We start from the raw sequence: 23,406 nt of genomic DNA on the forward strand, positions 1-23,406 counted from the left end.
TTGATTAAGCGAGCACAGTCAACGAGCGAAAACCCGCGCCTGGCCGGCTTCTCCGTGCAAGGTGATTAACGAAACCTTATCACCGTGGTGCTACCAGAGCCCAACTCACCATGTGGCTGGACACGGATGATCCCTTTGCCATCGGACAGTTCGGTATCGATCGCGGGACGCTCGCCCCGGCTTGCGGCAGAGGCTGTCGAAGCGGTCGTCACCTTGCCGACCTTCAAGCGGCCCGAGCAGGTGCTGGAAACGCTGGCGTCGCTGCGCGCCCAGCAAACCGCCAGGTGCTTTGCCGTCATCGTCATGGAGAATGAAGCCGAGGCGCGTGCCGGCGCCAAGGCGGCGCTGCCGCTGTTCGAGCGCGGCGAGATGTCCGGCATAGTCATCATCGCGCATGAGCGTGGCAATTGCAGCGCCTACAACGCCGGCTGGCAGACGGCCATCCTGCAATTCCCGAATTTCAGGCATCTGCTGGTCATCGATGATGACGAGATCGCCGATCCGCAGTGGCTGGAACGGATGTGCGGGGCAGCCGAAACGCTCGGCGCCGATATCGTCGGCGGCCCCCAGGTGCCTGACTTTGCCGACCCGGCCCATGCGAGGTGGGCCGAACATCCGGTGTTCGCGCCGCCCTACCGGGAGACCGGGCGCGTGCCGGCGCTCTATTCGTCCGGCAATCTTCTGGTCGGACGCAACGTCCTTATCGCCATGGGGCCGCCCTTTCTCGATCTGAAATTCAATTTCATGGGCGGCGGTGATTCCGACTTTCTCAGCCGGTCCGCGCAGAGGGGCTTTGTGCTTGGCTGGTGCGCCGAGGGACAAGTGCATGAGACCGTCCCAGCCCGGCGCGTCGAGGCCGACTGGATCCGTGCCCGCAGCCTGCGCAACGGCGTGATCTCGACACTTGTCGAAAAGAAGAAGCGCGCCGGCACGCCGCTGGCCGGCGCCATGGTGTTGCTGAAGAGCCTGGCGCTGCTTGCCGCCTCACCGTTTCGCGGCATGATCCGGCTGGCGCGGACAGGATCGCCGGCGATCGCCATCTACCCCGTCCATGTGGCGCTGGGCCGCGTGCTTGCCGAATTCGGATATGCCAATGAGCAGTACCGCCAGCCTGAGAAAAACTGAGCGCGCGCCGCTAAGCGCCGCGTTCACGCGCGAAGGCGTGGCGACCGCGATCGCGGCACTGCTTTTCACCATCATCATGGTCTCCTTTCGCCCGTTCCAGCCGGCCGGCGCCGAACTGACCGGCGCAGGCGGCGACATCGTCAACCAGCTTGGCTTCAGCTCGCTCGGCGCCATGTCGATCTTCTCACTGATGGCTTTCGCCGATCCGCGCATCGTGCGCTCGCTGCTTAGCCCGTCCTGGGTCCTGATGCTGGGCTTCTTTTTCCTGTCGGTGGTGATGGCAACCGACCCGCCCTCGGCGATGCGCGCCGCCTCCTTCACGCTGATCGGCATTTTGACGATGGCGACGATCCTGGTCTTGCCGCGCGACGCCGAAGCCTTCTCAAGGGTCATCATCTTAACTGCCGTCGTGGTCATGGGCCTTTCCTATTTCGGCCTCATCGTCTTTCCGCACGAGGCGATGCACACCGCAGACTCACAGGAGCCCGAACATGCCGGCCTGTGGCGCGGCGTGTTCACCCACAAAAACATCGCCGGGCCAATCATGGCCTGTTTCAGTTTCGCTGGCCTCTACCTCTACCGGCGCGGGCAGCGGCTTTGGGGAGCGGGGATATTCTGCGCGGCGATGATCTTCATGCTGCACACCGGCTCCAAGACGACGGCCGGCCTGGTGCCGTTCTCGATCCTGATCGTCGTGCTGCCGAGCCTGATGGGCATGCGGCTCGGCACGCCGATCCTGTTTGCGCTGGCAATCATCGCCACGGCAGTCGGCACGCTGGGCATCGTCTTCCTGCCGCCGGTGAAACATCTGGCGGCGATCTACTTTCCCGACATGACCTATACCGGGCGCACGACGCTGTGGGAGTTCGCCGGCAGCATGCTGGCGAAGAAGCCATGGACCGGTTACGGCTATGAAAGCTTCTGGGGAACGCCACTGCTGCTCAACCAGGATCAGCCGTTCGACCGGCCCTGGGACATCAGAACCATCGTGCACGGCCATGACGGCTATCTCGACATCGCCGTGCTGATGGGCATTCCGGCACTCTGCGTCGCGGTCTACACCTTCCTCATCGCGCCGTTGCGCGACTACATGCGCATCCCGCTGCGCAAGGAAAACATCTACCTCGGCGACTTCTTCATGATGGTGGTGCTGTTCACCGCGCTGAACGCCCTCCTCGAAAGCTTCTTCTTCCATCGCGGCGACCCGGTCTGGCTGTTCTTCGTGCTCGGCGTGCTCGGCCTGAGGCAAGTATCGCTGCGGCCGATGGCGGTGCGCGATCCCGATCATGATGCGTGATCCCGATCACAGTGCGTGATCCGATCGCGGTGTGCGATCCCAATCGCGGTCGCGATCTTCCGGTCCGTCCTGACGGGGCTTCCCCACTGAACCGCGAGCGTCTATGTGAAGGCCTTCCTGCGGAGGGTTCCATGACGATCAGGCTTGTTCTCGCCGGCTGCGGCAATATGGGTTACGCCATGCTCTCGGGCTGGCTGAAATCCGGCAAGCTTCACCCATCGGCGGTTTTCGTGGTTGAGCCCAATGCCGACCTGCGCAATCGAGCCGCGGCGCTGGGCTGCGGCACAGCTGCGGATGCTAGCGATATTCCGGCCGACGCCGTGCCGGATCTCGTCGTCATCGCGGTAAAGCCGCAGGTGATCCGTGATGTGACAGCCGCTTACAAGCGCTTCGGCGACGGCCGTACCACCTTCGTCAGCATCGCAGCCGGGACACCGGCCGCCACCTTCGAGGCGATCCTGGGCAGTCGCGCACCGGTCGTACGCTGCATGCCCAACACGCCGGCTGCCATCGGCAAGGGCATGATGGTGGTGTTTTCCAACAAGCTGGTCTCGGATGAGACCAAGCGTTTCGTCGCCGACCTTTTGTCGGCGAGCGGTGAAGTGGCAACCATCGATGACGAAGGCCTGATGGATGCGGTGACCGCCGTGTCCGGTTCGGGGCCGGCCTACATCTTCCATTTCATCGAAGCACTGACCGTGGCAGCCGAGAAAGCCGGCTTGCCGACGGCGACCGCCAAGCTGCTCGCCATGCAGACTGTCTACGGTGCTGCCTCGCTCGCCGCCGAAAGCGGCGAGGAGCCGGGCGTGCTGCGCCAGCAGGTGACCAGCCCCAACGGCACGACGGCAGCGGCCCTTGGCGTGCTGATGGGCGAAGACCGGCTGACCAATCTGCTTACCCAGGCGGTGGAGGCGGCGCGGCTGCGGTCGATCGAACTGGGGAAGTAAGACCTCAGTTCGTCCCGTACAGCATCTCGTCCTGAAGCCGGCGCAAGGCGAACAGCCTTGTCGTCTGGTCGGGCGCGGCATTGGCGGCGGTCAGCAGTTCGCCTTTCCGGACCGGTTTCAACACCTTGCCGCCCTCGAGCAGGCCGACCGGCACCGCGCCCTGGGCGCGGGCTTCGCCGACGGTCATGGTCCAGGAGCGGTAGCAGGTCTCGCCGATCGCATCGAAGGTCTCGCCGGCGGCGAGATCGCGCTTGGCAACGGCGCACACCTCGGCCACTGGCCGCGGCAGCGGCACCATGTCGGGCTTGCCGAAAAGCACGATGCGGGCGGCGGTCAGCGGCACTTCCAGCGAGGTCAGATGATAGGGCCGGAACAGGCTGTAATAGGGGCCGTGGCCGATATGCAGATCGTCCATGCGCTCGATAATGCGCGGGTGCGTCGCCTCGACGATGACGAAGACACCGGGGGCGACGCCCTTGCCGACCGTGTAGTCGACGACGCCTTTCTTCAACAAGAGCCCACCATCCTCGCGCGGAATAAGCACTTTGACGAGGTCGTCGCGGTCGGCCTTGGGGCCGTGCATGCCGGGCACGTCGGGCACCAGCCCGGTGGCGTTGGCGATGGCGCACATCTCGACCATGGTTTTCGAACCGTCGACGAACTCGACCAGCATGCGCGGGTTCATGTTGCGGCGGATCGCTTCCGCGCGATAGTCGTCGGGCACGGCTTCGTGGTTGAGCGGGTTGTTCTTGCCCTTGCCGGCCGAGACGATGGTTAGCCCGAGCGCCGACGCAAACTCGATCAGTTCCATGCAGCTTGACGGCTCGTCACCTGCGCCGACCGAATAAACGACGCCAAGCCGGTCCGCCTGCTGCTTGAGGTAGCAGCCGATGGTGACGTCGGCCTCGACGTTCATCATCACCAGATGCTTGCCGTGCTCCATCGCCATCAGGTCGAAATCGGCGGCGACACCAGGCTTGCCGGTGGCGTCGATGACGACGTCGATCAGCGGGTTGCTCACCAGCATCTCGTTGGAGGTGATGGCGATCTTGCCGCCCTCGATGGCGCGGGTGACTTTCGAGGCGGTATCGGCTTCGACCGCCATGGCTTCATCGCCATAGGCGATGCGGATTGCCTCGCGCGCGGTGTGCGGGCGGCGTGTCGAGATGGCGCAAACCGAAATGCCCGGCATCAGCATGCCTTGCGTGACCAGATCGGTGCCCATCTCGCCCGAGCCGATGACGCCGATGCGCACCGGGCGACCTTCGGCGGCACGGCTGGCAAGATCGCGGGCAAGCCCGGTCAGGGCAACATTGGTCATGCAGGGTTGTCCCATGATTTCCGAATTGGAGGCGGCAATAGCAGGGAAGCACCCCCTTTTGCCAACGAAACCGCAAGCCGGCGGCAATTTCTCGTCGGTCAAAGCTGGCATGACGATGGGGAACAGAGGAAGACACGTCGATCGACGCGGCTTCAGACTACCCTGACATAGCTCGTCATTCCCGATTTCTGGTGCTCGATGATGTGGCAGTGCAGCAGCCAGTCGCCTGGATTGTCGGCGACGAAGCCCAGGCTCACTTTTTCGTTGGGCTGGATGAGATAGGTGTCCGAAATCAGAGGCTGAACCTGGCGCGTCGATGACGACAACACCTTGAAGCTCATGCCGTGCAGATGCATCGGATGGGATTGCGGCGTCAGGTTTTCCATGTCGATGACATAGCTTCTGCCGAGTTTCAGTTCGGCCAGTGGCGCTGTCGGATCGGGCGTGTCGCCTGGCCACGGCACCTTGTTGATTGCCCAGAAACTGTAGCCAAGCGAACCGCAGATGCCATCGCTCGGGATGCTTTCCGCCGTGGCGCTGAGCGACAGGGAAATGTGCTGGGCGCTGGTCAGATCCACCTCCGCCACCGGATTGGCCTCGAGGGGTGCAACATCACGCATGTCCCGCTTGAGCGAGCTTCCAGTCGCGCGCAGGGTCGCCAGGATTTTGGGCTTGGTGCCCCTGACGTCCCGCAGGCTGACAATCGTACCTTCGTCGTCGGGCATGCGGATGGCGAGTTCCATGCGCTGGCCGGGTCCAAGCAGCAGGGCATCGGGTGAAAAACGCTGCGGCACCGGATTACCGTCCAGCGCCATGACGATCGCTTCGGCGCCGTCGACGCGAAAGGCATAGATTCGCGTGACGTCGGTAATGGCGATGCGCAACCGCACCAGCCCGCCGGCCGGCGCGTCATATTGCGGCTGATCGAGCCAGTTGGCGGTGCGCACGGTGCCGTATGTGCCGGTTCTTGCGGCATCGCGTGGCCGAAACAGGCTGATGAACTGGCCGTCGTCGCCGAGGCGCCAGTCGCGCAGATTGATGACCATTTCGGCATCGAATTTCGGATCGCCGGGGTTTTCGACCACGATCACGCCTGTCATGCCGTGGCCCATCTGCTCCAGCGTGTTGCAATGCGGGTGGTACCAGAAGGTGCCGGCGTCGGGCGGCGTGAAGGCGTAATCGAAATGATCGCCGGTATAGACGTAGGGCTGGACCAGAAACGGCACGCCGTCCATCTTGTTCGGCACGCGAATGCCGTGCCAGTGGATCGTTGTCGGATCGTCGATGGCGTTGATGAGACGCGCGGCGAAGGGCTCGCCTTTTCTCATTCTGAGCACCGGCGGCATTCCGGCATCACCATAGGTCAGCACATCCCTGGTCCGGCCGACATCCATCAGCTTCGCCTCGATCTTGGCCGTCTGCAGCACCACAGGCTCTGACTTGGCGGCGGCCCAGCCGCCGAACCTGCCCAGGGCTGACAGCCCAACCCCGCTGGCGCCGGCGATCGCTGCCGTTTTCAAAAGCCTGCGGCGGGTGAGTACGGTCATTGGCGCTCCAACTGGAAAGACGACTGCCCGAAGGTGTACCCGTCAGGCCATGGATCACAAGTCGGCAAACCGCGCAAATTCTGTTGATGGCATGGTGTGAACCACGGTCAAAACACCTGCGCCTCAGTCCCGTTCAAGCGGCACTGTCAGAACGAAAAGACGACAGGGCTTGCTGCCGCTATTCGGCCGCCTCGGCATGGGGCACGGGAACATAATTGAGAATTGGTCCGAGCCAGCGCTCGACCTCGGCGAGCGGCATCGCCTTGCGGCGTGCATAATCCTCGACCTGGTCGCGCTCGACCTTGGCGACGCCAAAATAATAGCTTTCGGGATGCGACAAATAGATACCGGAAACCGACGAGCCCGGCCACATCGCATAGCTTTCGGTCAGGCTGACCCCCGCATTGCCCTCGCCGTCGAGCAGCCGGAACAGTGTCGCCTTCTCGGTATGGTCGGGCTGGGCGGGATAGCCGGGCGCCGGGCGGATGCCACGATAGGGTTCGCCGATCAGTTCGTCTGGCGCCAGCGCTTCGTCGGGCGCGTAGCCCCAGAATTCCTTGCGCACCTTCTCATGCATGCGCTCGGCAAAAGCCTCGGCGAAACGGTCGGCCAGCGCCTTGACCATGATCGACGAATAATCGTCGTTCGCCCGCTCGAAGCGCTCGGCGATCGCCACCTCCTCGATGCCGGCGGTGACGATGAAGCCGCCGACATAATCGGGCTTGCCGCCGTCCGACGGGGCGACGAAATCCGACAGCGCGACATTGGCCTTGCCGTCGCGCTTGGTCAGTTGCTGGCGCAAGGTGAAGAACGTCGCCAATTCCTGCGATCGCGCCTCGTCCGTAAACAGCCTGATATCGTCACCGACGGCATTGGCCGGCCAGAAGCCGATGACGCCGCGTGGCGCGAACCATTTCTCGGCGATGATTTTCTTCAGCATCGCCTGCGCATCCTCGAACAGTTGGCGCGCCGCTGGTCCCTGCGCCTCATCTTCGAGGATTTTTGGATAACGCCCCTTCAGCTCCCAGGTCTGGAAGAACGGCGTCCAGTCGATGTAGCGCGCGAGTTCCGTGAGGTCCCAGTTTTCGAAGACCTTCACGCCGGTGAAAGACGGCCCCGGCGGTTGGTAGGCAGACCAGTCGATCCGATGCGCGTTGGCCCTCGCCTTGGCCAACGGCAGCCGCTGCTTGTCGGCTTCGGAGCGGGCATGCGCGTCGGCGACCTTCTTGTACTCGACCCGCACGGCGTCGACATAGCCGTCCCTGGTCTCGTTCGACAGCAGGGAGGAGACAACGCCGACCGCGCGGCTGGCGTCGTTAACATAGACGGTCTGGCCCCTGGTGTAGCGCGGATGGATCTTTACCGCCGTGTGCACGCGGCTGGTCGTCGCGCCGCCGATCAACAGCGGAATGTCGAAGCCTTCGCGCTCCATCTCGGCGGCCATGTGCGCCATCTCGTCGAGCGACGGCGTGATCAGGCCGGACAGGCCAATGATGTCAACCTTCCGTTCGCGCGCCGTCTGCAGGATCTTGGCCGCCGGCACCATGACGCCGAGATCGATGATCTCGTAATTGTTGCAGGCGAGCACGACACCGACGATGTTCTTGCCGATGTCGTGGACATCGCCCTTCACCGTCGCCATCAGGATCTTGCCGGCCGTCTGGCGTTCGCCATTGTCGATGCCGTTGGCGGCGTTCGCCACCTTCTCGGCCTCCATGTGCGGCAACAATCCCGCCACCGCCTGCTTCATCACACGGGCCGACTTCACCACTTGCGGCAGGAACATCTTTCCCGCGCCGAACAGGTCGCCGACGACATTCATGCCGGCCATCAGCGGGCCTTCGATGACATGCAGCGGGCGCTCAGCCGCCAGCCGGGCTTCCTCGGTATCGGCGTCGATGAATTCGGTGATGCCGTTGACCAGCGCGTGGCTGATCCGCTGTTCGACCGGCAATTCGCGCCAGGCGAGATCGCGCTCCCTGGCCTCCTGGCCGGCCGTGCCTTTGAAGCGTTCGGCGATCTCCAGCATGCGTTCGGTGGCGGTACCGCCGGCCTTGGGCACGCGGTTGAGCACGACGTCCTCGCAGGCCTCGCGCAGTTCCGGCTCGATCGTGTCGTAAACCGCAAGCTGGCCGGCATTGACGATGCCCATGTCCATACCGCGCTGGATGGCGTGGTAGAGGAACACGGCATGCATGGCCTCGCGCACCGGCTCGTTGCCGCGGAACGAGAAGGACAGGTTCGACACGCCGCCTGAGATATGGACATGCGGCAGTGTCGCGGTGATCTCACCCGTCGCCTCGATGAAGTCGACGCCGTAATTGTCGTGCTCCTCGATCCCGGTGGCGATGGCGAAGACGTTGGGGTCGAAGACGATGTCTTCCGGCGGAAAGCCGGCTTGCTCGGTCAGGAGCTTGTAGGCGCGGGTGCAGATCGCGACCTTGCGCGCTTTGGTGTCGGCCTGGCCGTCCTCGTCGAAGGCCATGACGACCACGGCCGCGCCATAGGCACGCACCAGCCTCGCATGATGCAGGAACGCCTCCTCGCCCTCCTTCATCGAAATGGAGTTGACCAGCGGCTTGCCCTGCACGCATTTCAGGCCGGCCTCGATGATCTCCCATTTCGAGCTGTCGACCATCACCGGGACGCGGGCGATGTCCGGCTCGGCGGCGATCAGGTTGAGATACTCGACCATCGCCTTCTTCGAATCGATCAGCCCCTCATCCATGTTGATGTCGATGATCTGGGCGCCGTTGGCGACCTGATCACGCGCAACGTCGAGCGCTGAGACATAGTCGCCCGCCGTGATCAGTTTTCGGAACTTGGCCGATCCCGTGACATTGGTGCGCTCGCCGACATTGACGAAGGGGATCTCGTCGGTCAGCGTGAACGGCTCCAGCCCGGACAGGCGCATCTTCGGCTCGATGTCCGGAATGGCGCGCGGCGGATATTTCCGCACCGCCTCGGCAATCGCCCGAATGTGATCCGGCGTCGAGCCGCAGCAGCCGCCGACGACATTGACCAGCCCTTCGCGGGCGAAATCCTCGATCTGCGCGGCCATGAACTCCGGGCTCTCGTCATACTGGCCGAATTCATTGGGCAGGCCGGCATTCGGATAGGCGCAGGTGAAAGTGTTGGCGACGCTTGAAATCTCGTCCAGATGCGCGCGCATGGCCTTGGCGCCGAGCGCGCAATTGAGGCCGATGGTGAACGGGCTGGCATGGCGCACCGAGTGCCAGAAGGCGGTCGGCGTCTGGCCCGACAGCGTGCGGCCGGACAGATCGGTGATGGTGCCGGAGATCATCACCGGCAGGTGCACGCCTTTCTCGATGAAGATCTCGTTGCAGGCGAAGATCGCCGCCTTGGCGTTCAGCGTGTCGAAGATGGTCTCGATCAGGATGATGTCGGCGCCGCCATCGATCAATCCGCGCAACTGCTCGCCATAGGCGAGGCGCAGATCGTCGAAGGTCACGGCGCGGTAACCGGGATTGTTGACGTCGGGCGACATCGACGCGGTGCGGTTGGTCGGCCCAAGTGCGCCGGCGACGAAACGGCGTTTGCCGTCCTGTTGCTGCGCCCTCACTGCGGCGCGCCGTACCAGCCGCGCGCCGTCGCGGTTCAGCGCATAGACGGCATCCTCCATGCCGTAATCGGCCTGGGCGATCGAGGTCGAGGAGAAGGTGTTGGTCTCGAGGATATCCGCGCCTGCCATGGCGTACTGATAGTGGATCTCCTCGATCGCCCCGGGCTGGGTCAGGATCAAAAGGTCGTTGTTGCCTTGCTGGTGGCAGGCGCAGCCGGCAAAGGCCTCGCCGCGAAACTGGCCCTCGTCGAAACCGAGGCCCTGGATCTGCGTGCCCATGGCGCCGTCGAGGATGAGAATGCGCTCGCGCGCCGCCGCGGTTAGCGCCGCAAGCACTTCCGAACCGTCGGGCTTTGCCGCGACGGGGCCGAACAATGCGTCCAGCGATGCAGAATTCTGCAACATTTTTTATCCCTTTGGCGACAAGCCTATTCATGTCACATAAGGATATCTTTATGTCAATATACGCCAAGCGATCGACCGTGTCACGTGTCTGGCTGACAGTCGACTCGTGAGCCCAGATGCCGGCTGGCTTTCAGGCGGCGACCGGATAGTGTTCGGCAAAGAGGCCCGTCACCATCCGCGATGGTTTCGGCCTGGAGCATGATCCCGAAAAGTGGAATCCGGTTTTCGGAAAAGATCATGCTCAAACACTGAGATTGAGCGTTTCAGGGGAGATTGCGATGACAACGGAATTCACGCCGAAATTCGATCTGGCCGGCAAGGTGGTGCTGGTCACCGGCGCCTCGCGCGGCATTGGCCGGGCTTGCGCGCTGGCCTGTGCCGGCTCCGGCGCCGACATGATCGTTGGCGTGCGCGGCAAGGCCGACGGGGCGGAGCTTGTCGCCGAGATGGAACGCATGGGCCGGCGGGCGTTGGCCGTGCAGATGGATTTGACCGATCTCGCAACGGTGCGGGCCGCTGTCGCCGAGGCGCACGCCGCCTGCGGCCGCATCGACGTGCTGGTCAACAATGTCGGGCTCGGGCCGGAAAACCTGGCCGAAAACGTCACCGAGGAAGATTTCGACCTGACGGTGAACGTCAATCTCAAGGGCACGTTCTTCACCACCCAGGCGGTAGGGCGATTGATGATCGCCCAGAAATCCGGGCGCATCATCAACATCAGCTCGCAGGCCGGGACGGTGACGCTGAAGGGTGAGGCGATCTACTGCATGAGCAAGGCGGCGATCAACCATCTGACACGCTGCCTGGCGGCCGAATGGGCGCAGCACAAGATCGCCGTCAACAGCGTGGCACCGACCTTCATCTGGACCGACGGCACGCGGCCCTCCCTCGCAGAGCCCGACTTTCACGCCCATGTGCTCGGCCACATCCCGCTCGGCCGCATCGGCGACCCGATCGACGTTGCCGGAACCGTGGTGTTCCTGGCCTCGCCGGCGGCGTCGATGATCACGGGGGCGAACATACTGGTCGATGGCGGGTGGTCGGTGGCGTAGCGAGCGTCGTGCCATTCAAAATCTGGGAGATTGGACTGGTGCTGCGAGAGCGGATTGAACTCTGGACGATGTTAATAATTTCAATGGCTTACTGATCATTCTGTGACATTGTGATGCCCGGCGGAATGAGCGAAGAAGCCGTCGCCGAATAGGCCTGTTCAGCCAGCTACGTTGCCTTACCGGTTGGTTGGCATTGGACCACCACGGACCGGTATGGTTCCAATGTTGGTCGGTTATGAAGTGGCTTCGTCAGGTTCGCATTCTTGTCAATGACGCCAACCAACTGGGTCCCGGGCGGGACCGAAACGTTGACAGCTACCGGTGTGAGATTTGCAACCATGATGCGGATGTATTCACCGAAACGATATGCAATGGCGGCAATACCCGGATGATCGACCAAAACCTCGTAGCGCTCGGCGCCAGCCGCTGTCGCAAGCTCGGCGTGGACCGCCTGGAGAGGAAGACGAATTCCGGCTGGGCCGAGCAAGCCGAACGAACCGGTTGGGGACGCGATTATGAGACGATCAACACTCGCTGCAGCAGCCTGTGCCGCGACGCCGACCGTGAAAGCCGCCCCGAACAATGCGCCATGTCGGGGGTCCTCGCTTGCGGCGGGTATTCGCGCTCGGACAGGATTTGCTGCCACACTCTGCCCGTAGGGATTGTGGCGCATGCCGATCGTGCATGGTCCAAGCCAGATCGGTTTTTGTGGACTTAACCGTCGCGCCGTGGCGATAACGGACGGATAGACGCTCAACGTTTCCATTACCGATAGATCGTCGGCCGCATGAACGATGGCGGCGTTGCCGAAGAAGACGAAATCTGCATCACCTGCCGGCGGGTTGCGATTGAATTCCGTGAAGAAGGAAGGCGTCCCGGCTCCGATGGCAGCCTCGGTAGCCGTGTCCTTAAGCGCAGCCACCACATCGCCGACCGGCCGTTCGCCTGTAGGCACCATGTTTGACGCCCGTGTCTTGAATTCGCGCCTTGGTGAAACCAGGATGGCGCTCGGATCGACACCGGACAAACGGATTGCATTGACGACGGACTTCGCCTCGGCTCCAGGGTCGATGGTATCAAAGACCGCCTCGATTCCCAGCCGCGCACCTATCGAAGCGGAAAAGCCGGCCGCTTTGCGCAGCATGTGCTCATCATGCCCGCGCCCGCTGTCAAAGCGGACAATGACTGCCTGTGCCGGGCCAAGCTGGGATGCTGCGGCCACGGCTGCGGGCAGATCATCTGGGTCAAGAAACAGTGCCATGGACGGCATCCGTCCAGCAGGTCCACCTAGCGTCAGTGTTGCCCTGTCGGCGACTCGGGGTCGAGACGCCGATGACTTGGCCTCGATGGAGACAACGACCCGCTGGATGTCCTTCGAACCCTTGGCGATAACATAAGGGCGGGGTTTCGACAGCGGGCGGACATATGTCTTGAACGAGGCGTCGGTCCAGTTGCGCTGGTCCTCCATCTCGAAAGCGTCGCCTTCCATGGCGACGGTGCAGATCATTCCAGGCTCCGGCTCGTGGGTCAGCGCGGATATGTCAAAGGCCGGCTGGTCCGGGCTGATCGTCTCCGGGAATCTCGTCTCCTCGATCTCGCCGCCGCTGTGTCGGATGGTCAGCGGTGCGCCTGCAGCTTGCGATGGATGCAGGACGACGAATCCGGTGCGATTGGTCGGGAAGTCGGTGAGGGCAACGCCTTCCGCCTCAAGGATCAGCATGCCTGTGGCTTTGCCGACAATTTTCATCCGGTAAGAAAAGCTCACCTGTGGACCAACGCAAAGTCCTTCATAGCTGACCTCGAACTCAGCCTCGCCTTCCACGGTCAGAAGGTTTGAAAGCTCGGCCTTGTAGGTTCCCCAGGACGCGTCGCGCACCAGATAGTTGATCGCGCGCACCGCTTCCACACCGGCGAAGCAGATAGTGCGCAGGTTGCCGTCTTCGAGGATGGCTGACAGTGGTCCCGCGGTGAGGATCCGGCGCTCGGCAACGGGCTGGTCCGTGCCGAACAGATCGAAATCGCTGCCGCTGCCGGTCAAGTTGATTCCCGAATCTTCGCGTTCTCTTGGACCGCATAGGCGAGAACCGTCTTGCTGATGACAAGGTCGCGCGAGCGTTGGTCGAACTGACGGAAATGCTCCGAGGCGAGGTGCAGGTCGAAGGCAGCGCGATCTGTGTAGATCTCATAGAGGAAGACATGAGTGGCAGTTGCCGGGTCCGCCGGCGTCAGCACGTCGAAGCGAAGGCAATCCGCCTCGAGTTTGACGGAGAGCGCCGCGTTCTCAGCAACCAGCCGGTGGAATTCCGGAAATGCGCCCTCAAGAAGTTCGAATGCCACTGTGATCGCAAAGGCGGCGCCCGCCCCTCCCTTCCCCCGTCCTCCTGGCGTCTTTTCCCGCCCCGTCGTCATTGCGCCCTCCGGCCCTTTGAGGCGACGCTGAGACTTCCCTCCCACAGCGTCGGAACGAACGCCCGGTGTTCCTTCGCCGCGCAGTATGCGGCGTCCACCAGAGCGTAAGTCCTGAGGTTGTCGCTTCCCGACGTCTCGGCGGGAACGCCGCGCTTGAGACAATCGAGAAAATGGCGGCAGGCAATGAACGCGCCCTCTTGCGCGACGTGCCAGCGATCGCTGGTCCACGAGCGCAGCGGTGAGCCAATGCCTTCCTCGGTCGTCGTCCCATTGCTGGTAACCCGCATGCGCGAGCCCGGGAGAACAATGATTGACCCGCTGTCGCCCTCGATCTCGACCAGCGTTTCGGGGAACGGATCGGGGTCGCGTCGCGCCTCGTATGTGCATTCGACGACGCTGGCGGCGCCGCTGCGATGGCGCAGGAGCATCGTCGCAGTGTCCTCGGCTCGCACCTTGGGATTGCGACGCTGGGTTTCACAAAAGATGCGCTCGACCTCGCCCAGGAAGAAGCGTGCGAGGTCGAGCACGTGGATGCCGACATCGGCGATCGCCAAGCGCTCCTCGTCATAGAAATAGGGCTGCGTGCGATAGACATCGAAGCCGGTGCGAAACATTATCCGAGCCCAGCTCGGCGTGCCGATGGCGCCGCTGTCGATGACGCGACGCACATGCCGCATCGGCGTCTGGAAGCGAAAGTTCTCGTGAACCGCTAGCCAAACGCCTGCCTTGCCGGCTGCCTCGACGATGGCAACGCAGTCTTCCCAGGTCGGAGCGAACGGTTTTTGCACGATGGTGGCGACGCCTTTCGCTATCGCCAGTTCGCAGAGCGCCCTGTGCGTGTCGTGGCGGGTGACGATATCGACCGCATCAAGCCTCTCGACCGCAAGCAAAGCGGCGGCGTCCGTGTAAAACGGAACGTCGAAAGCACGGCCGGCTGCTTCGGCCTTGCCAGCATCGACATCGCAGACGGCGGCAAGCACTGCGCCTTCGCTCGCAAGATCCTTCCACGCATGCAGATGGTTCTGCGCGTAGAAGCCACAGCCGATCACTCCAATGCGGATCGCCCCCGACGCCATTTCTTACCCCGCAACGATCGGGGTTCTGAGGATGCCGATGCCCTCGGCTTCGATCTCGACGACATCGCCAGCCTTCATGAAGATCGGCGGCTTCTGGAAGATTCCGACACCGGCCGGGGTTCCCGTCGATACGATGTCGCCGGGTTCGAGCGGAATATATTGCGACAGGAAGGAAATCAGCAGCGGCAGTGAAAACAGCCAGTCCGAGGTGCTGCCGTCCTGAAGCGTCTTGCCATTTAGCCGCGTCTTCAGTGCGACATTGTCGGGATGCGGCATCGCGTCAGCCGTCACGATGCAGGGACCGATCGGAGAGAAGCCGGCAAAGTTCTTGCCGATGGTGATCTGATTGTCCTTGAACTGCACATCGCGCGCCGAAATGTCGTTGAGCAGCGTGTAGCCGAAGATCGCCGGCATCACGTCGGCTTCCCCAGCCTTGTGCAGCTTTCGTCCGATGACTGCGGAGAACTCCACCTCGTAGTCCATCTGCTCGGTCCTGACCGGCTTTTCGACCGGCACGTCGGGCCCGACTACCGAGGTCGGCAGCTTGGTGAAAAAGAATGGCTCGGTCGGCATCTTCGCGTTGGGGTTTTCCTCGGCGTGGCCCTTGTAGTTGATGCCGGAGCAGAGAACCTTGCTCGGCCGGATCGGCGCTTCGATCGTGACCTCGGTCAACGCATAGCGCGGCGCCTTGGCAACGCCACCACGGATTTGTTCCAGCATCTTTTTGCCGCCCAGCACGATCTCCATCACGCTGCCGGCGATGCCGGCCTCTGTCAGGCACGCGACCTGATCGCCGTCGAGCACGCCGGCATGATGGACATGGCCTCCCTTGCGATGGGAGAAAGTAACGAGCTTCATCTAGTCCTCCGGAATGAATACGGCCTTGTGCAGGGCCATTGGATTTTCTGCGAGTTTCTGGAAGACGTCGGGCGCTTCGCCGAGTGCGAAAGAACTTGCGATCTTCGGGTAATGGATCTTGCCGGAGGCGAGCAGGGCCAAGGCCTCGGGAAAACAGTCGACCGATGCACGCGAGCCGAGGATCGTCACTTCCTTGCGGGTGAAGTCCAGGCCGGGCAAGGTGATCCCCTGACCCTTCTTGACCAGGCCGAGGATGACGATGCGTCCACCGGCGGCGACGAGATCGATGGTCTGTTCCATCGCCGGCGCGGCTCCCGTCGCTTCCATCACCACCGGCATTCCCTCGCCATTGGTGATTTCGTGCACACGTTCCAGAAGGCCGGCGCCACCGGCGACCGGTATGGCGCCGAGGTCGGCGGCAGTGGACAAGCGCTCGGCCGAGAGATCGGTGGCGTAGACCTTTGCGCCTGCGGCGCGAGCCACTTCGACGATCGCTAGCCCGATCGGCCCGGCGCCAAGCACCAGCAAGTTATCTTCAGCGGTGACCGTGCCGCGGCGACAGCCCTGGACGCCGATGGCCACCGGTTCTGCGAAAGCCGCCTCGAAGTCGGTGAGCGTCTCCGGCACAAGGTTGAGGTTCTGCGCCGGCGCCGTCACGAAATCGGCGAAGCCGCCCTCGCGATGAACGCCGACAATGGTGAGGTTGGCGCAGCAGTTGCGTTTGCCGATCCTGCATGGGTAACAATGCCCGCAGCCGATGAACGGATCGACGACGACACGTGTGCCGATTGCTGGGCCGGTGGTATCGGGACCATAGGCTTCGACGACGCCGGCGATCTCGTGACAGCCGATACGGGGATAGGTCACGTAGGGGTTCTTGCCGGTGTAGATGTAGAGGTCGCCGGCGCACAGGCCGGCAGCTTTGATGCGAACCAGCACCTCTCCCATTCGTGGCTCCGGCTTCGGTGCTTCGGCCATGCGGATCGAAAGGGGTGCGTCGAAGATCGCCGCGCGCATGTCGTCAGGCCGCCTTGGCTGGTCGCACGACCTTGCCGTCGCGGTCGAATTCGATCCAGTCGCCGGCATGCAGCAAATAGGGGTCGGCAATCGCTTCGCCGCGCGCCTTGGCTTCGCGATGGTGCCTCATATATTCGGCGACGTCCTTGTCGCCATCGAGTTTGATGTAGTGACAGGGCAGCACCGTCTCGAGGCCAAGCCATTGCGTGGCAAGCACGCCTTCATACGGGCTCATCTCGCCGGTCAGCATTTCGCCCGGCATCGGGTTGAGATGCAGGATCTCCTGTGGATTGGCGATGCCGATGCAGCCGACATTCGGCTTGTAGAGCTCGGCCTGGAGCTTGAGGTCGGAGAAGATGGCGGTGTCGCCATAGTGGTAGAAGCGCAGATTGTCGTCGGCATAGACAATGAAGGCCATTGGCACGCCCGAAATGAAGGAGTTGTCCTTCAGCCTGATCTGCGACCAATGATGGCATTCGAGCGGCTGGATCTCGATGCCCGCCACCTTGACCCGGATGCCCCAGGTGGTGGCGCGGATCTGGTTGGCCGGAATGCCCCGGTCCATCAGCCAGGCCTTCACTTCGCCTCCGCAGACGACCGGACAGCCATATTTGGCGGCGATCTTGTCGGTATCGCCAAGATGGTCGAAGGCGGCATGACTGACGATGACGAGATCGACACGATCGAATTCGGTGGACTTTGTTGCCGCGCCCGGATTCTGATCCAGGAACGGATCGCACAAGATGCGCAATCCGTCGCGCGTCAGGATTTCGTAAGCCGCAACGCCGTGAAAACGCATGCGAGTGGTGGGGAAAGCCATGGTCAATGCGCCTTCTTTCTATCAATGAGCAAGGGCAGGTTAGCAAAACCGCGCCGATCGCCTCTGGTCTTCCAGCGTGGCGCTACCGCAGGATCGAGGGCAAGGCGAATTCCGGCCTTTATCAGAGCCTCCAGCGTCACCGCGAATTCCATGCGAGCGACGCCGGCGCCGGCGCAGAGATGTGGCCCTGCGCCAAAGGTGAGATGCCTGTTCGGCTTTCGATCCAGGCGCAATTCGTCTGGCCCCTCGAATACGGTCGGATCGCGGTTGGCTGAGCCGAAGCCCAGTGCGACGATGTCGCCGGCCCGCAGCCGGCGTTCATGCACAAACAGATCACGCGCGGCGTTGCGGCCGAAAATCTGGATTGGCGAGGAAAAACGCAGGAATTCCTCGACTGCCGTCGGTACTAGTGCCGGATCGGCGGCAAGCCGCGCCAGATCGGCCGGGTGTTCGGCGAGCCAGTGCAGCATCACCGAGAGCCCGTCGGCGGTGGTCTCGAAACCGGCGCCGAAAACCACCGTCATGAAGGATCGTATCTGGCCGTCGTCGAGACTTTCGCCCTCGATCTCGGCGGCCATCAGCATGCTGATGAAGTCGCCCGTCGGAGCGGCCCGGCGCGCCGCTATCAGCCCGTCAATATAGGCAACGAGATCGCGGCTCGCAGCCGCGCCGGCGACGGGATCGCTGACGTCGAACATTTTGGTGATCCAGCCGACCCAACTTTCGGAATCAGCCAGCGGCACGTCGGTGAAGGCGGCAAGCGAAGCGATCGCGACCGGCACGCAGAATTCAGCCACGGCATCGGCGCTTTCTTTCTCCGCCATGCGTTCGAGCATCGAGGCAGCGAGCTTTGCGATACGCGGCGTGATTTCCGCGACCCGTTCCGGCGTGAACACCGGATTGACGAGGGCGCGGTAGCGAGAATGACGCGGCGGATCGATCTCGATCGGCAGCATCGGTTCGGTGCGCGGGGTGATGACCGGAATAGCGGTAACGCCTGCGACGCTCGACGTATAGTCGCGCCAGTTGATGGCGCCGGCCCGCACATCCTCGTAGCGGGTCATAAGCCAGAAGCCGCCATGCTTGTTGGAGCGGGCGATCGGACACTCCAGGCGCAGCCGGTCATATGCGGTGAACGGGTCGCGGACGAACGCCGGATCGTGGATGTCCACATCCTCCGGAATCTGAGGTTCGCTCATTGCTGCGGTGTTCGACATGGTTTCGGTCTTGCCAGATGACGTTTGAATTGGCCGTCCGGCGGCGGGGAGATAACGCCGCCGGACGCTGCTTGAGCCTTGATCCAAGACTCCGCGATGTCTGCGTTCAGCCTACTTCACATTCAGAGCGGTCAGCACCTTGTCGACATTGTCCTTGGTGATCAGGATGACGCCCGTATCGAGCGAGTCCGGGATCGGACGGCCGCCGTCTTTCGACGAGAGGCCGGCCGACTTCAACGTATTGGTGTTGTAGTCGTGCAGCAGCTTGACCGCGTAGTAGATGAAGAGCTCGCGATTCTGCACGACGATGCCGTCGACCCAGCCTTCCTTTGCCGATTTGAAGAAGTCCGGCGTCTGCTCCATCGCGGTCACCTTGATGTCACCGGGATTCTTGCCGGCTTCACGCAGTGCCGTGACGATGCCGGCACCAGATTCGGAATCAAAACCGGCGAGGCCGGCGATGTCTGGATGGGCAGCCAGAATCGCCGCCGTCACCTGCGCCGCCTTCTGCGCGTCGCCACCGTCATCCTCATTGGCGACGATCGTGTATTTGCCACCGCCATTGGCCTCGACATAGGCTTTGAAGCCGGCCACCGCTTCGCGCATGTTGCCGGCGTTGATGATCGACATCGAGGCGACCTTGCCACCCTTCGGCAGCATTTCCATCAGCTTCTTGGCCTGGGCGACACCGACCTGCGTCCAGTTCGTGCCGATATAGGCGAGACGGCCGGAGTCCGGCAGATCGCCGTCATCGACGACCGTCGGCACGCCTTGCTCCATGCATTTCTTGACCGATTCGGTCAGCGACGGATCCCAGCCGCCGACGACGGAGACGCCGCTCGGCTTCTGCGCGCAGACCTGGTCGACAGCAGAGATGAAGCCTGGCACGTCGAAATCGGTCGGCCCGGCGACGATCACCTTGACGCCGAGCTCTTCGGCGATCCGCTTCATGCCAACATAGTCATACTGCACGAACAGCGGCAGGTTGGCCTTGTTGGAGATCCAGTAATAGGTCTCCTTCGCGTCGGCCGGCCCGAAGGATGATTCCTGTGCGCTGGCCGGAAAGGTGTAGAGCAATGCGGTGGCAGCAAGCGCTGCGCCGGAAAGTATCGTTCTCACTATCGATTTCATGCCCGTTTCCTCCTGATGTTTTTTGTATTTTCAGTTCCTGTATGTCATCCGGTTGTCCGAATGCCTCCTCCCGTCCTCGCCTGAAATCAGGCGCGGCTGCTGGTCTTGAAACGATCAAGCGAGACGGCGAACAGCAGGACCAGACCCACCACCAGCCCTTGCCAGAACACGCCGATCGCATTGATGATCATGGCGTTCTCGATCAATGCGATGAAAAGCACGCCGAGAATGCCGCCGAGGATCGTGCCTTCGCCGCCTTTCAGGCTCGCGCCTCCGAGCACGGTGGCGGTGATGACCTTGAGTTCGATGCCGACGCCGGCGTTGACGACCGCACTGTTGAGACGCGCCGCGCCCAGCACGCCGGCAAGACCCGCCAGCGCTCCCATGATGACGAAGCCGATCAGGATGAGCCGGTCGACGCGAATGCCCGAAAGCTGGGCTGCGCGAGGATTGCCGCCGATGAAATAAAACTGCCGGAAGAAGCGCGTCCGGGCCACCAGCCAGCCGCCGACAAGCACGAGCACCAGCATCGCCCAGAACGGCGACTGGATCCTGAGCAACGGGTCGGCGGCGCGGCCATATTCGGCGAAAGCGTCGGTGATCGGCGTGACGCCAGTGCCCGCGGTGACGTAGGTCAGGCTGCGATAGATGGTGAGTGTGCCTAGGGTTGCGATCAGCGCGTTGATGCCGATGCGGGTGACGATCAAACCGTTGACCAGACCGCACAGTGCGCCAACCAGGATGCCGACCAGAACAGCAACCTCCGCCGGCCAGCCCCACCATCCGGCGACGACCGCGGCCCAGACGCCGGAGAAGGCGAGAGTCGAGCCGACCGACAGATCGAACGTGCCGCCGATCATCAGCAGCATCATGCCGCAGACAAGAATGCCGACCGGTGCGAGATTGAGCAGCACGGCCCTCATGTTGGAGGCGGTGGGGAAATTGTTCGGATAGACGATGCTCATCGCCAGCGCGAGCGCGATAACGAGCACGAAGAGCGTCAATTCCCTCGAATCGGCGAGGCGCCGCACGATACGCACGAAAAGGTTTTCGCGCCGGTGCTCGGCATTCTCGGCCATCGGTTGCGTGATCTGCATCGTCATGCCTCTGCCATTCCTGCTTCCTTGCGGACTTCAGCAACCGAAGCCGTGTATCTGGTAGCCAGCCGCAGCACCTGTTCCTCGCTTGCCCCGTCGCCTGGCAATTCGCCAACCGTCCTGCCTTCCGCCATCACGACAATGCGGTCGGCAAGCGCCAGCACCTCCGGCAGGTCCGAGGACACAACGAGCAGCGCGACGCCCTTGTCGGCGAGCGCCCGCAGAAGCCGGTAAATTTCCGATCGTGCCCCGACGTCGACGCCGCGTGTCGGTTCGTCGACGATCAGCAGGCGCGGCTCCATCGCCAGCCATTTGGCCAGAAGCACTTTCTGCTGATTACCGCCGGAGAGATTACCGACGATCTGGCGCACGCTCGGCGTCGCGATGCGCAGCTCGTTGACAAAATTCTTGGCCAGAGCCTCGGCCTTGCGGTTGGAGAAATTGGCGCCCGAGGAAACCTTGGAAAGAACCGTCGCGGCAACATTGTTGACGATGTCCATGCCGAGGAACAGACCCGCCGCCTTGCGGTCTTCCGGAACCATGCCGATGCCGGCGTGCTTGCCGTCCCACGGACCTCTCGGATCGATAGGCTTGCCGCCAATCCAGATCGAGCCGCCACGCCGTCGGCGTGCGCCAAAGATCGCCTCGCAGAATTCGCTGCGACCGGACCCGATAAGCCCGGCAAGGCAGACGACCTCGCCAGCGCGCACGGTGATCGATGCCGAGCGCACCAGAGGCGGCGCGTCGACGCTTTCGGCCTTGAGCACGATGTCACCGATCTTGCGCCCTGCCGCCGCACGCGAAAAATGCACGTCGCGTCCGACCATCAGACGGATCAGTTCGTCGGTCGAGGTCTCGCTGACCTTGCGTGTTCCGGCAAGCCTGCCATCCTTGAGCACGGTCACCGAATGGCAAAGCGCGAAAATCTCGGCAAGGCGGTGCGAAACGTAGATCACCGAAACGCCGTTGCTCGCCAGCCGGCGCACCACATCGAACAGTTTCTCGGTTTCGGTAAGGGTCAATGCGGCGGTCGGCTCGTCGAGGATCAAAATCCTGAGGTCGCGAGACAGCGCCTTGGCGATCTCGACGATCTGGGCCTGCGCCGGCGAAAGGGTCGACACCTTCAGTGCCGGATCGATGGCGACGCCAAGCTGTGCGATAAGCACCCTTGCACGATCGCGCATGGCTCGGACATCCACCTGGCCCAGCCATTGCGTCGGCTGCCGGCCGGCGAAGATGTTCTCGGCAACAGAAAGCTGCGGAACGAGCGAGCCTTCCTGATGCACGATGCCGATGCCGAGATCGCCCGCCGCTTTCTCGTCGAAGTCGGCGATTTCGGCGCCATCGACAAGGATGCTGCCCTGGTTGCGTGAATAGACACCGGCGACGATCTTGCCGAGGGTCGACTTGCCGGCGCCGTTTTCGCCGAGCAATGCACGGATCTCACCGCCCTCGACGCTCATCGATACGTCGTCCAGCGCCCGCACACCGGGGAAGAACTTGGAAAGGCCTTTGATTTCGAGCCGCGGCGCCATGGCCCTATTGAGCCTTAACCTGGAGGTAGTGGGCCTGCTTGGCCTGGATCATCCAGACCATCGTTTCGTTGACAGGCGTGGCCACACCGGTCCGCTTGCCTGCATCGACAATGGCACCGTTGATGACCTCGATTTCAGTCTGCCGTTTGGCTTCGACATCCTGCAGCATCGAAGCCTTGCCGCCGATCGCCTTCTCGAGCAGGCCGGTGATCGCAGCCCAGCGTTCGGCATAGTCGAGCGCGATGCCCTGGGCGTTTGCTACCGCCACGACCTCTTTGAGGATAGCGGCCATCAGGAGTTTGGCGCCATCGAAGGCGACGAGTTCGTGCGACATCAAATGCAACAGCCCGGCGACCGGCAGTGTGCAGGCATTCAGCGCCAGTTTCTTCCAGACCTCGTCCAGGATCCTGTCGGATTGTGTCGTCTCGATCTGCGCCGCACGGAAAGTCTCGATCACCCTGCCGAGGCGCTCGGTCGGCTTGCCGGTAAGCTCGCCGATATAGGTCATGCCGGAGCCGGGATGCTTGACGCGGCCGGGCGCCAGCAACGTGCCGCCATGGTAGGTCAGGCCAACCAGCACGCGGTCTTCGCCGACGATCGACGCAATGCGTGGTGCATTGCCCCAGCCATTCTGCAGGCTGAGCACGGCGGTATCCCTGGCGATCATCGGTGCTGCAGCCCGAACGGCGGCTTCGGTATGATAACATTTGACGAAATTGATGATCAGATCGACCGGCCCGACGCTTGCCGGATTGTCGCTTGCAGGCACCTTTATCACTGGCTGCGAGCCATCCTTCTCCTCGATGGTCAGCCCGATGTCGTTGATCGCCGTCACCGCCGCCTTGGAGACGTCGATCAGCGTGACGTCATTGCCGGCGCGGGCCAGATATCCACCGAATATCCCGCCCATAGCTCCGCCGCCGCCTAGAATGGCGATTTTCATGCATCTTCCTCCCTTGGCGATCGCAA

The 23,406-nt window shown here is 62.7% G+C and carries 18 protein-coding genes; 4 read left to right on the forward strand and 14 right to left on the reverse strand.

The features are described 5' to 3' along the window. Positions 1-126: 126 nt before the first annotated feature. From AC1D10_RS10905 to proC, 3 genes are all read left to right on the forward strand, one after another. Positions 127-1,125 (forward strand): glycosyltransferase family 2 protein, encoded by a 999-nt coding sequence (locus AC1D10_RS10905; RefSeq protein WP_477271439.1) that lies wholly within the window; start codon positions 127-129, stop codon positions 1,123-1,125. Beyond that, positions 1,094-2,422, forward strand: a complete 1,329-nt coding sequence (locus tag AC1D10_RS10910; protein WP_477271441.1) for an O-antigen ligase family protein — start codon at positions 1,094-1,096, stop codon at positions 2,420-2,422. The genes AC1D10_RS10905 and AC1D10_RS10910 overlap by 32 nt, the downstream gene beginning before the upstream one ends. Before the next feature lie 131 nt (positions 2,423-2,553). After that, positions 2,554-3,369, forward strand: coding sequence for a pyrroline-5-carboxylate reductase (proC, locus tag AC1D10_RS10915; RefSeq protein ID WP_477271443.1), 816 nt, complete (start codon positions 2,554-2,556; stop codon positions 3,367-3,369). Between the two features lie 4 nt (positions 3,370-3,373). On the opposite strand, the gene AC1D10_RS10920 is transcribed toward proC, so the two are convergent. The 3 genes from AC1D10_RS10920 to metH all read right to left on the reverse strand — a co-directional run bounded on the left by AC1D10_RS10920 (position 3,374) and on the right by metH (position 10,225). Continuing rightward, on the reverse strand, positions 3,374-4,690 hold the full coding sequence (locus tag AC1D10_RS10920; protein WP_477271445.1) for an NAD(P)H-dependent oxidoreductase: 1,317 nt from the start codon (positions 4,688-4,690) through the stop codon (positions 3,374-3,376). Between the two features lie 152 nt (positions 4,691-4,842). Then, entirely contained in the window at positions 4,843-6,237 is a 1,395-nt protein-coding gene (locus tag AC1D10_RS10925) for a multicopper oxidase family protein (RefSeq protein ID WP_477271448.1), read from the reverse strand. 178 nt (positions 6,238-6,415) lie between these two features. Then, a complete protein-coding gene (gene metH / locus AC1D10_RS10930; protein ID WP_477271450.1) occupies positions 6,416-10,225 on the reverse strand; it encodes a methionine synthase in 3,810 nt (1,269 codons plus the stop codon). Positions 10,226-10,503: 278 nt separating this feature from the next. Here metH and AC1D10_RS10935 point away from each other — a divergent pair, with 278 nt between their 5' ends. After that, positions 10,504-11,277 carry an SDR family NAD(P)-dependent oxidoreductase gene (locus AC1D10_RS10935; protein ID WP_477271453.1) on the forward strand — a complete coding sequence of 258 codons (774 nt, stop codon included), beginning with the start codon at positions 10,504-10,506 and terminating at the stop codon, positions 11,275-11,277. 166 nt (positions 11,278-11,443) lie between these two features. Here AC1D10_RS10935 and AC1D10_RS10940 read toward each other — a convergent pair whose 3' ends face one another. From AC1D10_RS10940 to AC1D10_RS10990, 11 genes are all read right to left on the reverse strand, one after another. Next, complete coding sequence (locus AC1D10_RS10940) at positions 11,444-13,315, reverse strand: D-apionate lactonase family protein (protein WP_477271455.1); 1,872 nt, start codon at positions 13,313-13,315, stop codon at positions 11,444-11,446. After that, positions 13,312-13,686: a putative quinol monooxygenase gene (locus AC1D10_RS10945; protein ID WP_477271457.1), complete on the reverse strand. Its 375-nt coding sequence runs from the start codon at positions 13,684-13,686 to the stop codon at positions 13,312-13,314. The genes AC1D10_RS10940 and AC1D10_RS10945 overlap by 4 nt, the downstream gene beginning before the upstream one ends. Next, positions 13,683-14,762 (reverse strand): Gfo/Idh/MocA family protein, encoded by a 1,080-nt coding sequence (locus AC1D10_RS10950; RefSeq protein ID WP_477271459.1) that lies wholly within the window; start codon positions 14,760-14,762, stop codon positions 13,683-13,685. The genes AC1D10_RS10945 and AC1D10_RS10950 overlap by 4 nt, the downstream gene beginning before the upstream one ends. Positions 14,763-14,765: 3 nt before the next feature. Continuing rightward, on the reverse strand, positions 14,766-15,620 hold the full coding sequence (locus AC1D10_RS10955) for a fumarylacetoacetate hydrolase family protein (protein WP_477271461.1): 855 nt from the start codon (positions 15,618-15,620) through the stop codon (positions 14,766-14,768). Continuing rightward, on the reverse strand, positions 15,621-16,637 hold the full coding sequence (locus tag AC1D10_RS10960; RefSeq protein ID WP_477271463.1) for a zinc-binding alcohol dehydrogenase family protein: 1,017 nt from the start codon (positions 16,635-16,637) through the stop codon (positions 15,621-15,623). It abuts the gene before it with no gap. 4 nt (positions 16,638-16,641) lie between these two features. After that, positions 16,642-17,457: an MBL fold metallo-hydrolase gene (locus AC1D10_RS10965; protein ID WP_477271465.1), complete on the reverse strand. Its 816-nt coding sequence runs from the start codon at positions 17,455-17,457 to the stop codon at positions 16,642-16,644. Between the two features lie 2 nt (positions 17,458-17,459). Continuing rightward, on the reverse strand, positions 17,460-18,656 hold the full coding sequence (locus tag AC1D10_RS10970) for a cytochrome P450 (protein WP_477271467.1): 1,197 nt from the start codon (positions 18,654-18,656) through the stop codon (positions 17,460-17,462). A gap of 129 nt (positions 18,657-18,785) precedes the next feature. After that, positions 18,786-19,805, reverse strand: a complete 1,020-nt coding sequence (locus AC1D10_RS10975; RefSeq protein WP_184872170.1) for a substrate-binding domain-containing protein — start codon at positions 19,803-19,805, stop codon at positions 18,786-18,788. 86 nt (positions 19,806-19,891) lie between these two features. Further along, entirely contained in the window at positions 19,892-20,908 is a 1,017-nt protein-coding gene (locus AC1D10_RS10980) for an ABC transporter permease (RefSeq protein ID WP_379093582.1), read from the reverse strand. Further along, positions 20,905-22,437: a sugar ABC transporter ATP-binding protein gene (locus AC1D10_RS10985; RefSeq protein ID WP_477271470.1), complete on the reverse strand. Its 1,533-nt coding sequence runs from the start codon at positions 22,435-22,437 to the stop codon at positions 20,905-20,907. Before AC1D10_RS10985 ends, AC1D10_RS10980 begins: the two co-directional genes overlap by 4 nt. A gap of 4 nt (positions 22,438-22,441) precedes the next feature. Further along, entirely contained in the window at positions 22,442-23,380 is a 939-nt protein-coding gene (locus AC1D10_RS10990; RefSeq protein ID WP_477271472.1) for a ketopantoate reductase family protein, read from the reverse strand. Between the last annotated feature and the right edge of the window lie 26 nt (positions 23,381-23,406).

The sequence above is a fragment of the Mesorhizobium sp. P2_A8 genome (assembly GCF_056404935.1).

Excerpts from the sequence above, each read along its gene's own strand:
- AC1D10_RS10970 (WP_477271467.1), bottom strand. The coding sequence starts at position 18,656 with ATGAGCGAACCTCAGATTCCGGAGGATGTGGACATCCACGATCCGGCG.
- AC1D10_RS10965 (WP_477271465.1), bottom strand. The coding sequence starts at position 17,457 with ATGGCTTTCCCCACCACTCGCATGCGTTTTCACGGCGTTGCGGCTTAC.
- AC1D10_RS10960 (WP_477271463.1), bottom strand. The coding sequence starts at position 16,637 with ATGCGCGCGGCGATCTTCGACGCACCCCTTTCGATCCGCATGGCCGAA.
- proC (WP_477271443.1), top strand. The coding sequence starts at position 2,554 with ATGACGATCAGGCTTGTTCTCGCCGGCTGCGGCAATATGGGTTACGCC.
- AC1D10_RS10905 (WP_477271439.1), top strand. The coding sequence starts at position 127 with ATGATCCCTTTGCCATCGGACAGTTCGGTATCGATCGCGGGACGCTCG.
- AC1D10_RS10910 (WP_477271441.1), top strand. The coding sequence starts at position 1,094 with ATGAGCAGTACCGCCAGCCTGAGAAAAACTGAGCGCGCGCCGCTAAGC.
- AC1D10_RS10920 (WP_477271445.1), bottom strand. The coding sequence starts at position 4,690 with ATGACCAATGTTGCCCTGACCGGGCTTGCCCGCGATCTTGCCAGCCGT.
- AC1D10_RS10990 (WP_477271472.1), bottom strand. The coding sequence starts at position 23,380 with ATGAAAATCGCCATTCTAGGCGGCGGCGGAGCTATGGGCGGGATATTC.
- AC1D10_RS10975 (WP_184872170.1), bottom strand. The coding sequence starts at position 19,805 with ATGAAATCGATAGTGAGAACGATACTTTCCGGCGCAGCGCTTGCTGCC.
- AC1D10_RS10950 (WP_477271459.1), bottom strand. The coding sequence starts at position 14,762 with ATGGCGTCGGGGGCGATCCGCATTGGAGTGATCGGCTGTGGCTTCTAC.
- AC1D10_RS10985 (WP_477271470.1), bottom strand. The coding sequence starts at position 22,437 with ATGGCGCCGCGGCTCGAAATCAAAGGCCTTTCCAAGTTCTTCCCCGGT.
- metH (WP_477271450.1), bottom strand. The coding sequence starts at position 10,225 with ATGTTGCAGAATTCTGCATCGCTGGACGCATTGTTCGGCCCCGTCGCG.
- AC1D10_RS10925 (WP_477271448.1), bottom strand. The coding sequence starts at position 6,237 with ATGACCGTACTCACCCGCCGCAGGCTTTTGAAAACGGCAGCGATCGCC.
- AC1D10_RS10935 (WP_477271453.1), top strand. The coding sequence starts at position 10,504 with ATGACAACGGAATTCACGCCGAAATTCGATCTGGCCGGCAAGGTGGTG.
- AC1D10_RS10955 (WP_477271461.1), bottom strand. The coding sequence starts at position 15,620 with ATGAAGCTCGTTACTTTCTCCCATCGCAAGGGAGGCCATGTCCATCAT.
- AC1D10_RS10980 (WP_379093582.1), bottom strand. The coding sequence starts at position 20,908 with ATGACGATGCAGATCACGCAACCGATGGCCGAGAATGCCGAGCACCGG.
- AC1D10_RS10945 (WP_477271457.1), bottom strand. The coding sequence starts at position 13,686 with ATGACGACGGGGCGGGAAAAGACGCCAGGAGGACGGGGGAAGGGAGGG.